General features: G+C 40.3%; 12 protein-coding genes. 2 read left to right on the plus strand and 10 right to left on the minus strand.

Going from position 1 to position 16,608, the window contains the following annotated elements:
- The first annotated feature begins 160 nt into the window (after nucleotides 1–160).
- Nucleotides 161–712 carry an adenylyl-sulfate kinase gene (cysC, locus tag R2Q84_RS19230; RefSeq protein ID WP_316818220.1) on the plus strand — a complete coding sequence of 184 codons (552 nt, stop codon included), beginning with the start codon at nucleotides 161–163 and terminating at the stop codon, nucleotides 710–712.
- On the opposite strand, the gene cysQ is transcribed toward cysC, so the two are convergent.
- From cysQ to R2Q84_RS19250, 4 genes are read right to left on the minus strand one after another with little or no spacing between them, the layout of a single operon-like run.
- Complete coding sequence (cysQ, locus tag R2Q84_RS19235) at nucleotides 709–1,473, minus strand: 3'(2'),5'-bisphosphate nucleotidase CysQ (protein ID WP_316818221.1); 765 nt, start codon at nucleotides 1,471–1,473, stop codon at nucleotides 709–711. The genes cysC and cysQ overlap by 4 nt on opposite strands.
- 2 nt (nucleotides 1,474–1,475) lie before the next feature.
- Entirely contained in the window at nucleotides 1,476–2,498 is a 1,023-nt protein-coding gene (locus R2Q84_RS19240) for a sulfotransferase (protein ID WP_316818222.1), read from the minus strand.
- 33 nt (nucleotides 2,499–2,531) lie between these two features.
- Entirely contained in the window at nucleotides 2,532–3,755 is a 1,224-nt protein-coding gene (gene chrA / locus R2Q84_RS19245) for a chromate efflux transporter (RefSeq protein ID WP_316818223.1), read from the minus strand.
- Nucleotides 3,756–3,768: 13 nt separating this feature from the next.
- Complete coding sequence (locus R2Q84_RS19250) at nucleotides 3,769–6,093, minus strand: hypothetical protein (RefSeq protein WP_316818224.1); 2,325 nt, start codon at nucleotides 6,091–6,093, stop codon at nucleotides 3,769–3,771.
- A 417-nt stretch (nucleotides 6,094–6,510) separates the two neighbouring features.
- Here R2Q84_RS19250 and R2Q84_RS19255 point away from each other — a divergent pair, with 417 nt between their 5' ends.
- Nucleotides 6,511–7,377 carry an AraC family transcriptional regulator gene (locus R2Q84_RS19255; protein WP_316818225.1) on the plus strand — a complete coding sequence of 289 codons (867 nt, stop codon included), beginning with the start codon at nucleotides 6,511–6,513 and terminating at the stop codon, nucleotides 7,375–7,377.
- Here the strand turns inward: R2Q84_RS19255 and R2Q84_RS19260 are convergent.
- The 6 genes from R2Q84_RS19260 to R2Q84_RS19285 form a co-directional block, all read right to left on the minus strand.
- Nucleotides 7,374–7,802: an L-rhamnose mutarotase gene (locus R2Q84_RS19260; protein WP_316818226.1), complete on the minus strand. Its 429-nt coding sequence runs from the start codon at nucleotides 7,800–7,802 to the stop codon at nucleotides 7,374–7,376. The two genes, R2Q84_RS19255 and R2Q84_RS19260, sit on opposite strands and share 4 nt — an antisense overlap.
- Nucleotides 7,803–7,809: 7 nt before the next feature.
- A complete protein-coding gene (locus tag R2Q84_RS19265; RefSeq protein ID WP_316818227.1) occupies nucleotides 7,810–9,291 on the minus strand; it encodes a sodium:solute symporter family transporter in 1,482 nt (493 codons plus the stop codon).
- Between the two features lie 90 nt (nucleotides 9,292–9,381).
- Nucleotides 9,382–10,554: an enolase C-terminal domain-like protein gene (locus tag R2Q84_RS19270; protein ID WP_316818228.1), complete on the minus strand. Its 1,173-nt coding sequence runs from the start codon at nucleotides 10,552–10,554 to the stop codon at nucleotides 9,382–9,384.
- Nucleotides 10,526–11,449, minus strand: coding sequence for an aldo/keto reductase (locus R2Q84_RS19275; protein WP_316818229.1), 924 nt, complete (start codon nucleotides 11,447–11,449; stop codon nucleotides 10,526–10,528). The genes R2Q84_RS19270 and R2Q84_RS19275 overlap by 29 nt, the downstream gene beginning before the upstream one ends.
- Before the next feature lie 87 nt (nucleotides 11,450–11,536).
- On the minus strand, nucleotides 11,537–14,227 hold the full coding sequence (locus tag R2Q84_RS19280; protein ID WP_316818230.1) for a hypothetical protein: 2,691 nt from the start codon (nucleotides 14,225–14,227) through the stop codon (nucleotides 11,537–11,539).
- 23 nt (nucleotides 14,228–14,250) lie between these two features.
- On the minus strand, nucleotides 14,251–16,542 hold the full coding sequence (locus R2Q84_RS19285; protein WP_316818231.1) for a hypothetical protein: 2,292 nt from the start codon (nucleotides 16,540–16,542) through the stop codon (nucleotides 14,251–14,253).
- Nucleotides 16,543–16,608 lie beyond the last annotated feature (66 nt).

Consider the following 16,608-nt stretch of genomic DNA (forward strand, 5'->3'; position numbering starts at 1 on the left):
GTCTAAGTTTATCCCAAAGGAAACAACGTGAATATAATTATTTTAATTTACACTTTGTTCTATTAAAAATTAAAATTTACAATAGAACATTTGCCTTATCTTTTCTAATTTATTCTTTTAAATTTACTCCAATTCAAGACTAAGCTGTAAATTAGGAAAGATGAAATTATCAGATCAAAAAGGACTGGTTATCTGGATGCTGGGACTATCCGGTGCCGGAAAAAGTACGGTATCGAATTTAATAGAGGCCCAGTTTCAAAAAGAACATATCTTTTCCATCCAGCTGGATGGTGATGAACTCAGAAAAGGTTTAAACAGTAACCTTGGCTTTAGCATGGACGACCGTGCAGAAAATATCAGAAGAGCCGCAGAAACTGCCAAAATTATTGCCAACAAAGGTATAATAGTCATTTGCTCCTTTATTACCCCATTGAACGAACACCGGGCACTTGCACAACAAATATTACAGGAAATGTACTTTGAAGTATTTGTCGACTGCCCTCTACATATCTGCCAGGAAAGGGATGTAAAAGGCCTCTATAAAATGGCGCAGCACAATACCCTTAAAAACTTCACCGGCATCAGCTCGGCCTTCGAAAAACCAGAAAATCCAGACCTTATCTTACTTACCGCGAATCTCACAGCTGAACAATGTTGTGACCAGTTATACACAACAGTAAGCGCTAAAATAAATAGTATACAGCTTGCTTAACGGGCCTGGCAAAAAAATCCTGGATTTAAAAGTGAAGGCTTATTGTAACAGAACTTCTCTTTTACCGCATTTAACATTCTGGCCCCAGCACTAACTGCAATTGCCTGTCCGGCAGCAGTATCCCACTCCATCGTTGGTCCTTTCCTATAATAAACATGCGCCTTCCCCTCGGCTATCAGGCAAAATTTCAATGAACTACCAATAGATAGTTTTTGAGTTACCGGAAATTGTTTCAACACTTCCTCCTCCTCCTGATCTGCATGGGACCGGCTACCGATAGCCGTCCAGGAATCCAGTTCCTTACCCACAAAAATAGGCTCCGGATTAGCTCCAGGTATCATTTTAAAACTACCCAGATCCATACTTCCGTAGTAAATTACGTTTAAAACCGGGCTATAAATCACCCCCATCACAGGTTCGTTATCTTCCATCAAAGCAATGTTAACGGTAAACTCTCCATTCCGGCTAATAAACTCCTTGGTCCCGTCCAGGGGATCTACGCACCAATACTGCTTCCAGTCTTTTCTGATATCATAAGCAATCTCCGCACCTTCTTCAGACAATACAGGAATGTCCGGGTGCAATGCAGCAAGTCCTTTCATAATGATTTCATGCGAAACCTTATCCGCCGCCGTTAAAGGTGAACTATCTTTTTTGGACGTAACCTGAAAATCCTGGCTCGGATCATGATAGACTTCGAGTATAGCTTTCCCCGCTTCAACAGCTATGGTAAGAATTTGTGTTATGTCTATTTTTTTCATTTTCAAATTGATTGAACCTTGCAGGTTGTTCTTGATTTTATTTCTTTGAGGATTTGTAACTGAGGCGCCCTGTTTTCCAGATCACTTGGTCGGGCAACAGCCAATGCTTCCTGCTTTAAAATTTCATTCTCTTGATCATAATTGGCCAGCTGAGCAGCATCAATCAAACGTTGATCCGCATCAAGCGCATACCTTTTATAGTCGAGGGCCGTTAAAACCTCACCAGCCACAAGTTCGAAAATCTCGAGGTCATTGTCTTTAAACTCGTTTAAAAACTTACCTGTATTGTTACTGATAATGGGTTTTTCAAGGTTGCTCCACATCTCTCCTGCAGCGGCTGTAAGCTTTGATGTTTTAGATCCATGAAACTGCAACATATCAGGATGGTAGTCAATATCCAGAAAAGTACAAAGTCTGCGGATCTCATTTTCTGGTGCCGTAATCAATGTTTCGTAATTGAGCGAAAAGAACCGGTCCGCCGGAAGGATTTCTCTTAAGCGGATACAAGCCATCTGATCTTTCTTCCATTGCTGGGCGAGGTGATAAATGTGTTTCTCCCCCACAATTGCCTTTTTGAACGAACAGGCAACATCCCGGCCATCCCTATAAAGAAAGACATATTTAGGCTGTAGTCCGAAGGCCTCCATTTCCGCAGCATAATGCACATTGGCCATACTTTTACAGCACCAGTATTTTGCATTTTTACTGATCGCTGCCTGCTCGTAGATCAGCCTGTTCAATGTAAACAGATGATAACTTTCTGATTGCCTGAAAATTTCCTCCTCGTCCAGTACAACTCCTTCCCAGGGCACGGGGTTAACATTTACATAAGCCACTACGTCTTTTACCAATTGCCTGTAGGACACTGCATCTAAAGTTCCGTACGAGGCCAAAAGTGGCATAAAAGTAACCAGAATATGAGGTGGATGTGGTGAAGCAATTTCTGCTGATTGGTCCAGCATCACTCTTAAAAGATTAGACCCGGACCTTTGGGTCCCTATAATTTGTATTCCATTATTCATCATACCTCTTTATCCTATGAGATTTATATTTGGCAGTTAAACACTAAAATGGAGGACAGCACCAACCATTAAGGCTATCAGAATTAAATATACCGGATTAAATTTAAAACGGAAACTTAAGACAAAAGCAGTAAAAAACAAGGCAATACTAACAGGAGTATACACTGCAGAAAAAAACAGTTTAATTGCGGAAGCAAGGATCATCCCTACCACAACGGGTTTAATACCGGCCAGTGCATTTTTCATCAGCGCAGAATTTGCATTCTGTTTAAATATTTTAGCGACGATGATCATCAGCATTGCCGAAGGTAAAAAGATGGCCAGGATAGCCGTTAATGCCCCAGGAATTCCTGCCAGCTTATATCCTGTAAAAAAAGCACTTACCAGAATTGGTCCCGGTGTAAGCTGGCTAAAAGCGATACTATCTATAAACTCCTGATTGGTCAGCCATTTTAATTCAGTCACAAAAAGCGATTGCATGATGGGTATCATCACATAACCACCTCCAAAAAGTGATAGGCTGATACCAGAGAATACTGAAACAATTTTTAACAGTATCTGATTGCTGTATTTGTACAAGCCGGAAATAAAAGAGACATACAAAAGGGCTAATGCAGACAAGCCGGCCCCTGCGCTAAAACTTGTTTTCCCCCATTTAAAACTCTGTTTTTGATTAGTAGTAAGATTTCCCAGTCTGAATACGATTCCAGTAAGCCCCCCGAATACCATCAACAAAACAATAATAAAATAACCTTTAACAAAGTAAAGCAGCAGGATAGAAAAACAGCATAGTGCCAGTTTCCCATTATGTCCTTTCACTTCTTTTAAAAATATATTTAATCCGGTGCTTAATATAATCGCGCTAACTGCCGCAACGGTATAAACCATAATGTCCGACAGGCCTTTGACATGAATATAATTAAAATAACACCAGGAAAGAATATACATCAGGACACATGCCGGCAGCAGCACACCCAGCATGCTAACCACCAATCCCGCCTTTTTTTCGAGGTGATAACCTATATAAGCCACCACGTTGACAGCTAAAGGTCCGGGTAACAAACTACCTATGCTAACGGCATTAAGGAGCTCTTCAGAAGTAATACGTCCATCCTTCTCAATCATTTCCTTTTCTACAACAGCTATTAAGGCCATGTGTCCACCAAAAGAAACACATCCGATTTTAAGAAAAGTAAGAAACAGGTAACTTAAACCTGAATATTTATCGACCGTATTAACTTGTTGATTTGCCTTAATCATAGTGTCAAGCTTGTTAAATCCTACTTACTTTACCGGTGTTCGAAACAAGTACATTAATTTCTTCCGACGCCTTAACCTTTACTTTTGGCCATTTCAGAAAAGCCGTATAAGAAAGAGGTATTTTTGACCCTGCTTTACTTTCTGCAAAAACAGTAACATCAGCATCAAACGGGGTAGCATTCTTGATTTGTACTAAAGTACCTTTTTTATCCGACTTTATAATTTTTGCCGTTACGTGATCAAAAACAACAAGTTTCTTATGATCGGTTTGCAGATAAATCCCAGGAAGTTCAAGCGCCATCAACATACCATTTGTTTCTGTCCATGAGTTTCTGGTATTTATAAAATTACCCATAGCCCCCTTGCCTTCAGCATCACTTGGCTGAATCCTTTCCATACTTGAACCTGGCAGGTTACCCGTGGTAATGTGAAAAGGAGGAATATTAACCGCCTCGGCATGTGCATGTTGGATATCAGCAATCAAATCAGCATATAGTTTATTTCCGGTAGCCCTGTAGAGTTTAAAAAGATAATCTGCAGAGCTGGTACAGGAACCGGGAGCTGCATGCTTATTCTGAATACTTGCCCACACTGCCCCTGCCATTTTCCCCCCAAGTTTTGCAATCTGGCTGTTTTGAGGAAAAACAGGATCGTAGGACATGGTCCAGGTAGCACATAAAGCAGCCTGAACTTCTGCCTTTTCAAGCCATTTTCTATCCTGTGTATAATGATATAAGCCCATCAGTGATTCTAAAAAACCAAAAGCTGATTCTGAATCTGCATCCTGCGAAATGTCACCACAATGGCCAGCTGTTAATCCCTGTGTAAATACATCTCGCTGATAATAGTAATCAGCTGCCTCTTCTGCAACCTTTAGCCATTCCTGGTTTTTAAAATAATCTGCTGCAAGCGCCAGCCCGGCAGGTGCTACAGCACCAGCAGTAGAATTGAAAACAGCAATCTCCCCCGTTTCCGGAACAATGTACTGGCCAAACTCCCCATGCTTTTTCCAGGTTCTTGTAAAAGCACCGGCTAATTTTCGGGCTGCCATTTCCCATTCCGCATGTATATCTCCGGCATATCCCTGGGCTTTGAACAACATCAGATGTTTGATCAGCATCAACAGTACATCACCATTTTTCCGTACCATAGCCTGGACCGCTGGAAATTTAGGGTTGGCCTTTTCAGCCATTATTTTACCCGTTTCTGTTATTCCTCCAAAGAAATAGCCACTTTTGCCCTGAAGTTTAGCAACTACAAAATCCAGCTCCCGGGCAACCCGTTCTCGTTCTTTCGAATCATTCAGGGCCAGCATAGGATATGTGTTCATCATTCCGCTAACCCAGCCCAATTGAAAGTCCCTGTTATTTTCAGGCATATAATAACTTCCTATAGGAACAGTAATAAAATTATTGCTGCAAATTGTTGTAGTGAGTTTTAAATAATGACTCATCGGTAATTGATTACGAGGGTGGTTTTCACCAGTCAATGACTTACGAACTTTAAAAAACTTTGACAACAGATCAGGTATATTGTTGGCATCAAAAACAAGCAGGCGCATTTTCAAAACAACCTTATCCCCCACTTTCCAGTTTGGGGCAACATCACCACTTTTATGAAAATCGCCAAAGCCTGTTGCCAATTTCCTTACCGATGGCACATTCAGCGTAAAAATACAATTATCCTGGGTTTTGTTTTCTGTAATCGTAAGGCCGGTATTCCCAAGCTCAGTCTGCTGTTCAGTCAATACTATAAAACCTTTCTTTTCCCGGGCTGAGAAAAAACACATTGATGGGGTTGCAGTATTGGTGGTTTGAAGTTCAATTAATGAAGACTTCTCCTTTTCAATAGACAATCTGGGATTGTTAGAAATCGTAAGTGGCACCTTAGGATTGTAATACATATCATCCGGATAGGTAGGATTATAACCATTACCTATAGACCGATATCTGTTACCATTGTAAACTATTGCTGGAACCATGACATAGTTCTCAGGCGTCCAGCTGGAAAAATCAAACGAAAAAGCAACTCCTGTTGTCGTGGCTACTCCTTGTTTCAACTCAAAACTTGCTTGAATATCAAGCTCCTGTGAGCTATTTAAAACCGGTTTCTGACTAACATTCAACTGCCATAATCCTTCTTCTGTTTTCGCTACACCATTGGTAAAAGTCTGTATTTTTATTGGTGATGTCCCATCAAATCTGGTTACGCTTGCATAGAGATGACCATTAAGTTGAGCAATAAGCTTGTCGGCAAGCCCGGGAGCAGGGGTTTGGGCATTCAACTGTACCGCTGTTAAAGTAATCAACAGAATTAATCGGCATTTTAAGTATTTCATTGAAAGAAACTATTTTTTAATTAATAAAATCTTCTTCATTAACACTGATGTTAAAGAAATCGTGTTTTAAGCTAGATTTACTGTCACTCAGCTAAACATTCCAATTAAGACAACTCATAAGGATCATGATGCGCCTTATGAGTTGTCTGTAACAATAATCCATATATATGTTGTGTGTGTATATGCGAATTCACCGTATTCAAAATAACAAAATCCAGTTGTATTTAAGTTCCTGTAATTTGATTAAAATCGATGTTTTTTTTGCATTAAAATCATATTTTTTTATCCTGACTATTAGCGATTTTTGATTCCTTTCCACCCCTTGTTTATAATAAAATATGGACAGTAAAGCTAAAAGCTTGATTTTTTTTTTTACATTAGTGTACACAACCAAATAAAACAACCTGTTCCTATAAGATGCAATTCATATACGAAAACTTCACTTTTCCTCCGGAAGAGTCGTTTACCGTGAGGTCGGAAATCCTTGAAATCAAGAAATATACCTCGTTAAAATCACATTTCAATTTTGAAATCGCGCTATTAGAAAATTGCGTTGGCAAACGTTTCGTAGGCGACAACATTGAAGACTTCGAGGGGACTGAGCTGGTCCTTTTAGGAAGTTACGTCCCACACTGCTGGCAGTACCATGGCAAGGTTAAAAGTCATTTAGACCCTGAGGCCATTATCGTTCATTTCTTTCCCGATTTCCTCGGCAAAGAACTGCTGGAAAAACCGGAGGCCGTTGCTATAAAACAGCTGTTTGCCGATGCCTCTATGGGCGTTATATTTTCCGGACAAACCATCGTACAAGCGAGAGAAATACTAAAAGAAATGCTGGAAAAGACCGGCCTTTATCGTGCAACACTTATGCTTCAGTTGCTCGATTTACTTGCACACTCTGAATCGTCAAGAAAACTCTCCTCATTGTCCTACAATATTTCTGAAAGCTCAACTGAAGCTCAAAAAATCAACCGGGTATTTGACTATATTTTCAAAAATTTCAAAGAAGACATTTCCCTAAATGATGTTGCAGAGACTGTACCTATGTCTACCGCAGCATTCTGCAGATTTTTCAAATTAAAAACCAACCGGACACTTGTTGAGTTTATCAAAGAGATCAGAATAGGTCATGCCGCAAAATTGTTAATGGAAGGCAAATACAATGTAACTGAAACCTGTTACATGAGTGGCTATAATAACATCTCCAATTTTAATAAACATTTTAAGGAAGTCAAAGGCTTATCCCCCCGTGACTTCACGAAACAATACAGGGTGTTGGCTTAAGGACGGTTCGGGTATTCGTAAAACAGCTCGGTTTCCACCCATTTTTGCCCTGGGGCCGTCCCGGTAACGCCTACTTGAAATTCACCCATTAAGTTGTTCCATGCTTTACATTTTGGACTATAGGACTCTGCTAATTTACCCAATTGGTCAAGATCAGCACCTTTATCGACCAGAATTCGCATGACAACAAGGTGGTCGAAACGATAAAGTGAAATTTGTCTGTAACCTGCCTTTTTAAAGCCAGCTTCAACTTCGGGCCAAATCTTTTTGTGGTAATCCAGGTAAGCATTTAATTTCTCCTCCCCTGCTGCAATGTTAACCACAAAAACATGCTCCTGATATTGAGGCCCTGCAAGCGGTTTATCAGTTCCTGCACAAGAAGAAAGGCAAACACATAATAAAAGTAATTTTAAATAATTCATCATCTTTTTGTTAATTAAAAAACAAGTATAAAAATATCATAATACCGGCAAGCGAAGCCCATAATAGCTGCAATTTCCTATTGGCATGAAGCTTCAGTTCGCCAGGTAAAACTGCCATATCAACAGTCTTAAACTGTTGTTTACCAGTAAGCAGTGTAACAACAACAACAACAATTGCTAAAAAAAGGAAAAGATAAAATGACAGCATTAAAAAATGTGGCCAAAATCCCGGATATGGAAAATTAAGGACATTGCAGGCACCAATTGCAACACAAAGTAATCCACCGCCGTACAGCACTGTTTCCACAGCCCTTGCATTTATTCTTTTCCAGCAAATTCCGGCTAAAAACACTACTGAAAGCGGAGGAGCCAGAATAGAAACCAGGCCCTGTGTCAGGTCAAAAAAACTATTACCTGAATTTGCATAGATCATTGCGATAGCGACACCAAATACGGCTGCAACAACCGTAATCCATTTCCCCATACGCATCTGCTGCTTTTTATTCTGTTTACTGAACAAAGGGACCAGGTCCAGCGTAAAAACGGTACAAAACGAATTGAGACTGGAAGAAACCGTATCAATCAAAGCTGCAACCAAAGCAGCAACACTAAGTCCAAGAAAACCATGTGGCATCAGTTGTGCAACCATAACCATATAGGCATTGTCCGCATGTGCACTGTCCTGATATAGCACATAACACATAATTCCGGGAAGAAGGAAAATAAATGGCATAATGATCTTAAGTGCAGCAATAAACACCGTCCCATATTGTGCTTGTTTCAAATCTTTCGCTGCCAGTACCTTTTGCACAATTGTCTGATCAGCACACCAATAGTAAATGGCAACTACCGGATAGCCCAGAAGGATAGCAACCCAGCTATATTCAGGATTATCTGAAGGCAAAAAAAGCTTCCAATAGTCGGACGGCGTTTTTGCAATTAATACATCTACACCGCCAATTTTCTGAAGCCCCAGAAAAACCAGACAAACTGAAGATACGATAATAATAACTGACTGAAATATTCCCGTACGCACTACAGCTTTTAAACCACCCACGGCTGTAAAACTTGTTGCAATTGCAGCAATGATCATTATGGGCAAGTAAATTGAACATTCAAAAATCAAGGATATCAGTAATCCTCCGGCATAAAGCGCACTTCCAAGCCAAACTACCAATATAGAAACCAGACTATAGGCAATAAGAAAGGAATACGATCTTTTTCCAAAACGGATCAACAAAAATTGAGGGATTGTGCTTATTCCCGCTTTCAGATAATATGGAAGGAAAATGACGGAAAGTAACAATAAAAATATCCAGGCCAGCCATTCAAAATTCGCTCCAGCCATTTTATGGGTAAAGCCTAAACCAGCAAAACCAATCAACATCATTGGGCCGGCATTGGCACTAAATATCGAAAATCCAATTTGCCACCACTTCAGGCTTCTTCCTCCGAGAAATATATCTTCACCCACCTCACCTTTTTTATTCATATAAAAACCTATAAGAAAAAGTGCGAGGAGGTATATCGCTAATATTGTATAATCGAGATAATTAAAAGATAAGCCCAAAGCGTTTTATTTTTACATAGATACTACAGGCTTGTACCTGGGGACATCTGCCTGCTCCCAGTTGAGTTCCCTGATTATCTTATCTTCCTTATAACACTTATCCCAATCTATTCTGACGGGTATACCTGCAATATCAGAAAATATGAATTTTCCATTCCGCCATGAGGGACGTACGAGAAAATATTTCTCCAGTCCCTGCATAATGGAATATAGGTACTCTATCATTCCTGTCCCACTAGCTGTTGCCATTAGGAACGTCGAATATAGAGAATATCCGCCAGATGAAAAATCTAATTTTCTATTGATCGAAAGATCCCTCACTTCCATCCATTCCTTTATTCCGCCAATTTGAGTAGGAACTGGTTGCAGGTGTCTGACACCACAATTTACCAGTGTAGGAAAGATCTTTGAGGTACGTTCTGACTCTCCGTATGCGACCGCCACTTTTGTCGCCTTACATACTGTTTCAATAAGATCGTACGACGCTGAATGCACAGGTTCTTCAATCCAGCAAAGGTTATCCTCACCTATCGCATCTATAAAGTTAAACACATCTGCACAGCTCCATATCTGGTTAGCATCAACGGCTAGCCTAACCTTGCTTCCAATTAGACCTTTTACAAATTTTACTCTTGCAACATCGTCACTGATACTTTTACCAAAATCCTTTCCCACTTTCATTTTGTAACAATCAACTCCTGCTTCGAGGAAAAAAGTCACCTCCTTTTCCAGTTCGGCAAGCGAATAATTCGTTCCACCACCACTTCCATACATCTTTACCTCATTCTCCACTGCCCCCAAGTATTGATGCAATGGAACCTCCTTCCTTCTTGCTGCAAGATCATACAAAGCCATATCAACCTGTCCCAATAGCGCAGCAGCAGCACCTTTAAACCCCTCATTTCTAATTGACCAGTAAAGGAATGGAAAAAATTGTTTATAAGGTGTATGCTGACTATGAAATAGTATTGGAAACAAACAGGTTTCAAGGATATTCAGATAACTATTATAAACGGGCGCTTCCCCAATGTTCCCATATTCATCTTCAAGCGTTATAATAGAAATGCCAAAATATGGGAACGGCCCCATTGTCGCGTCCTGAAAAGGTGTAACCGCTGGTACTTGTTCAAGCACACGGATCCTGATTTTTTTGATGTTAAAGATTTCCTCGTCGATCTGATTCATCTAAATACTTTTTTGTGGTTTGAACAATGTCATTATATATGGCTTCGGGTAGAGATCCGGTATTGAGATGACTAAATATGTCATGTAGCTCCGTTCTATTACCTGGCCCCGTAACAATTTTAAAATCATAAGGAATGCTCATCAAAAATCTATAGGAAAGCTCAGCAAGTGAGATACCATATTTTAAAGCAATTGCATTCGCCCGGACTGCGTTGTCAACTTGTTCTTTGGCCAGCCATTCGGGAGGACTGGTGGTAAAAACAGAATAACTGGCCCCTAACAATCCCATATTTAAAGGACTCGCCGCGTAATAGGTCAATTTACGCTGATTACAAAAAGGGAGCATTGTTTCCAGGCTTTCTGTATTACAAGCATTCAACCTGTTAAATTCCATCACAACTTCAAAAAAACCAGCTCTTGTATAAGGTAAAAACCAAGCCGGGGCATTTCCACCGAGACCGATATGTTTGGTATAGCCAAGGCGCTTCAATTCCACCAGGTTATTCACTGCAGATTCAGCGTCTGCAGGCTGTATAACCAGCGGATCATGTAATAAAAGTAAATCAACCTGTTGCCGTCCAAGCATTTTAAGGCTTGACTCAATACTACTTTTCATCCCCTCAAATGAAAAATCATAATGCTCGCCTTTTACCTCAAAAGATTTGAGCCGACCTACCTTTGTACTAATGAAGGGGGCTGCGCCTTTCCATTGTTTAAGTGCTACGCCAAGCAGTTCTTCTGCATCACCATAAGCCGGAGCTGTATCAATACAGCTCACACCATGTTCCAATGCTTCAATAACCGTCTTAATTGACTCTTCTTGATCTACTTTACCCCATACTCCTCCCAGTCCTGCAGTTCCTAATACAATTCTGTCCAAGAAGTCAAATCCCATATTATCATTTTGTTATTAACCAAGTATCCACATATAAAAACAAAATTACAACCGTTAATTTGACAATTATAAATGCTTTTTTTGCAATTACTTTCCTATCACATCATTCCTTAAAATAAAACTGGCAGGCGCATATGCTTTTAGATGGAAGCTGAGTTTTCCCCCAACAATATTAACCGGCTTACCAATAATTTCACCACGAAGATCAACAGGGACAGCTTGTGTATAATTTAATCCCTTAGGCAACTTAACACCAATCTGAGCATCAATACCATCCTGCTCCCATAAACGTAAAACAGTTCCTTTGCCATCTGGGTTTTCGCCAAAAGCAGTAACCAGTATTCCTTTTCTCGAAATAGAAATCCCTTCGCTTTTTACAGGTAATTGCCCAGCTTCACCATCAGATTCCCCGGTTAACAAAGGCAAACGGTCTTCCCAGGACTTTTCCGACAAATTGGCTAATGTTTCTGTGTTTCTATCAATTGGCCATATCCGTACCTTTTCACTCCATGATCCCTCCTGCCATAAAGGGAAATTGGTATTCCACATATTGTTATAAAGATTAACAAACAAAGAAGGCGTTTGAGGAATATAATCTAAAGAGAACTTCCATAACCCTGGTTCACCTAAGGCAATCAGCGGGGAATCTTTTGAAACTAAACCCATTCCAGATTTGTCTTTCTGGGTGATTGAAACGCCTGTATTTACAGCCATCAGGTATTTATTACTTCCAGCAATCAGGTCAGTAGCCGGATTGACCGGTCCTCCCAAACGGCCCACAGTAAATTTAGCGTCTTTAGCCGCAAAAGGAAAACACAACCACCCACCTTCCGGTTGCTTGTCCGGTGTTTTTCCATCCACAAACCATTCTACATCTACATAAACAGCATTTCTGGGAAATGTAAATACCATAGTATATTTTCCGGCAAGGCCTCTCGTATCAACGGCCTTCAACGTTGCAATATCAGCGACACTTGAATGCGTCACAGAGATTTTCCAATCATTGGGTGTAAAGGTCATATACGGCGCTTTATCGGCACTAATCATCCCTGGTTTCCCCAGGTCGTTTAATCCCCATCCTGTTTTTATCCTACTGTAAACGTTAAACCATTGATCTACTTCATTAGTACTGAACCGTTCATGCAAAAATTGTCCAACAACATATTTAGCCGATTGATCTACCAATTCACGATTCGATTTCTTGTCCAGCAACGATGCTATCCCTCCTCTTTTTAGATCAAAAACGACCTTAAAATAAGGAGTATTGAGTTCCGTTTGCTCATCATTTGTAACATCTGACGCTTTTAAATCCTTTTGACTGTAGGTCATATAACCCGAAGGAGCAATGTCTTTCACATAAAAGTAGCTCCCCTTGTTCCATGGATTCTCAACAATTCCCGACCGCTTCCAGGGCAACGGGTTATAAACAACCATACGCTTCCCTTCCACATTTACCGATTTGGCCAACAGATCAAGATGTGTTTTCAGCTCAGTACTGATGATCTCGTTCGTATTATGAATGTACTTTCGCTTTACATCATAAGAATGCAGCCATTTCTTTTTGCTTCCAGTACTTGTGTTATGCGCATTGCTGTTTTTAAGTTTCGAATAATCCCCATTTTCAGGTTCAGGCTCTGCAGCGGCCTCTGCCAACCATTTTTTCCAAACCTCACCATAACTATAACGTGGGCCATATTCCGCATTCATGCCCCAGGTATGCTCTGCATACAAAAGACTTTGTTCATAAGCTTTGTCCAGTTTCGCCGAAATATTTTTTACAGGTATTCCCCAGGCGCCCATCTGTGTATTCAATCCATCAAGGGCAGATTCAAGGGGACGGATATTTCTTCCGATCTTTGCTTCCACAGGATTTGAAAGTAATCCATGGATCCAGGAATCTGGTGTATCTCCCTTAACAGTTGGCAGATCTGGTTTTTCTTCAAGAATCGCTTTTGCAAAATCATCCAGTGTTCCAAGATGTATCTTCACACCTGGCATTTCTTTATCAATTTTTGCAATTATACTTTCTACGTCCTGTTGATTTGGCGGACCATGATTATCGCCTGTCATAATCATCGCAAGATAATTCTTAGATGGCCAATCTGCCGGTGCTTTTATTCCAGAGCCATAGTCGGCTGTATACTGACATAAAATTTTAGAACCGTCGGCTCCTTCCCACCAAAATATCTGTGGAAAACGTGGACTCTGGCTAGCCGGATTACATCCTAACTGTAAAAACCTGATACCGGCATTGTTCAGTAAAGTTGGCATAACCCACGAATGACTGGGGACATCAGTCATTTTAGCACTTATTGGCAAAGGTTGATTATAGTTACGGGCAACTTTTGAGGAATATCCTAGCCCACGAACCAAATCCTCATAATCAAGAGATTCAGTATGGGTAGTAAATGCTAAACCATGTGCAACAATTGAACCTTCCCTAACCGCCTTTTCTATTCTTTTTTTACGCTCAGGATCTTGCTCAGGGCCTAAAATCTGTGCATAAAGCGGCCAGCCGGGTACCGTCCATGCAAAATGCTTATCTTTAGGTAGCGCCGCATTTTTCTCAATCACGCTTAAGGCTTTATCCATCATCTCTCCCCTATAACGTGTAAAAACATTTTCCGGCAAATCCGTAAAACCTAAGTCAAAATGAGTTTTAAATACAACCCATACATCAGTTACTTTTGGTGTATGCACATTGCCCGACTTCTTTTGGGCACTCGCAGCAGTTATTACCAATAAAACAAAAAGCAGCGAAGTTCTAATTTTTCTCATTTTAAAAGTATAGTATTTAAGATTTAATAACCTGCAGCTCTTTTTAAAACAACCGCATTTGTTTTTTCACCATTAACTTTCTCATACAATTTCCAGCTGTTACTATTGATTGTTTCTAAAGTCCAGCTTTTCTTCGGATCGGCCAATTGCTTCTTCAACAAACGCGGAAAAGCATTTGCAGCACGGGCATCTTCCCATGTTCTGATCACATTGAAAATTGCATCCTTTTGAGGGCAGCTTTCAACATCCTTTTGGTTTAGGGTCATACTATACGTTGTGCCTACCCCAACAGAAATGGCTTGTATATGTTCATACTGTTCCACAGTTGAATTGGCTTTAATCGGGAAATTCCCACCCATACCCACAGGGAAAAAGTTCGCATAAGTCACATCGCGCAGGTCTTTACCCTGACTGGTACTGCTTCCCCATTCCCTGGTATCCACATCATACAAGTTCTTTCCTCCTCCAACATTCCAGATACTCTGGTAATGCCAGGAACCTTCAGACAAGGTAGCACCCGTAAAGCGGATATCTGGAATACCCAGTTTTGCAGCCCTTTCAAACATTTTCCGAAAAAAACGCTTTGCTGAATAATAGCCATGTCCATTGTTAAACAGAAACTCCTGTCCGTCAAAATCATAATATCCTAAGCCATTGATATAACAAACATCAGCATAGTATTCAGCAATCTTATCCTGCAGGCCCATATTTGGAATCAATCCGTCGTATCCATAATTTAAAGTCACCTGAAGCTTGTAAATATCATCCTTCGCTTTATGACTTGCAGGTACCGTATTCCAATACCCCCGTTTAACATTTAAAAGCCTGTAAGGCTTTTTATCCGAAACGCCTAAATAATGGATCAGTTCCTTTCCTATTTTAACCATATTCAAATTTTTGGCGTGTCCTTCCCAGCTGGCAATTTCCTGAAGGTGTTTAGGATCATCCACAATAATAATGGTATCGGTAGGCGAAAGGTTATTCATCAGCACACGCTTTTGCTGATAACATAAACTATCACTTGGAACCGGACTTGCATCTTTTGTACCAGGGGCCAAAGAATTGGTAATTGGTGTTCTTCCTATAACGATTCCATATTTTGCGGCCATTTCTGAAAATTCCTTATGCGATTTATTTCCAGCCGTCAACTTCAGAGATTTCTTTTCAAAGTTCTCTCCATCAAGATAGCCCTTATTGCCCCTATCAGGTTTTAAAAAACCTCTGTCATACAAACTGATCGCCTTAAATCCCATTTTAGATGTATAAGAAATAACATTATCATACAAGCCTCCAGCTGTAAGTGCATCAGGTACAAATGCGGCTGGGTCTTTTATCCATTTCCCATTAACTGTGGGATATGGTAACCCTTCAGCCTTCACAACTGTCTGAATAACATCCATCAATGCTGTACTGTCTGGACTCCCCCATAAAGCAACAGACGATCCGATATAATCCACACCTGGCAGTGGTTCTACCTCAATATGGTTTGGCGTATTGGCAGCCATATTTGGTATGAGCGAATAGTATACCTCTCTTTTAGTAGTTCTGTCCCTCGAATGATAGTTGAGAGAGATCCTTCCCTTACTGTCAATCATAGCCGCATTTCCGTATAATATTCTGTAATACGGTTCCTTATGTGCATAAAACGCTACGTCACTGATTCCATCCCCACCAAGTGTAAAAATTTGTCCTTCATGCAAATTAGCTGGTAGAGGAAACCGTTTAGTGTCGGGGCTGTGAATGATATACTGAAAAGGAGCAGCATCAGCTATTGTTTCAGATGTACCACCAAGGGTATTATCGTCTAAAGCAAGCATACCAATAGCGTAATTATGAACTTCGCTGGTGTCGCGCGCCACACCAATAATTTCACCAAACAGATTGGTAATATTAGTATGAATATCCCCCCATTGCACACCGTCAACCCCATTACGCGGGCTCAGCGACTGCAGGGTCAGTTTAAAATACTTTTCTTTCGCAAGCAACGAAATTTTAGCACGGGAACCGTTCGGATAATTTAGTGTGACAGATTGATTCGCCTTATTATAAACCGCCTTGGTTGGTTTATAATAAACCTTTTTCTTACTGTCATACAAACTCATTAATGGAGAAGGTTTATCAGCAGCGCTAAACTCGGCATTAGGTTTAACCGTAATATTTTTCATACTCGTGATATACCCCTTATTGTTCAGATGAATTTTAAAATAATTCGTACTAAAGTCCCACTGGGCCCGGGCAGAAAAACTGAATAGCAATAATAACATACATAGCGCCATTTTAGCATCTATGCGGTTCCTGGTGTTAATTAATTTCATTGTTGTGTAGTTGGTAGTCTTAACGAACTCAAAACTAACAAAAATAGCATCGACTAATCGATGCTA

Origin of the sequence: Pedobacter nyackensis (genome assembly GCF_032678475.1) — a bacterium.
Classification (GTDB): Bacteria; Bacteroidota; Bacteroidia; order Sphingobacteriales; family Sphingobacteriaceae; genus Pedobacter; species Pedobacter nyackensis_A.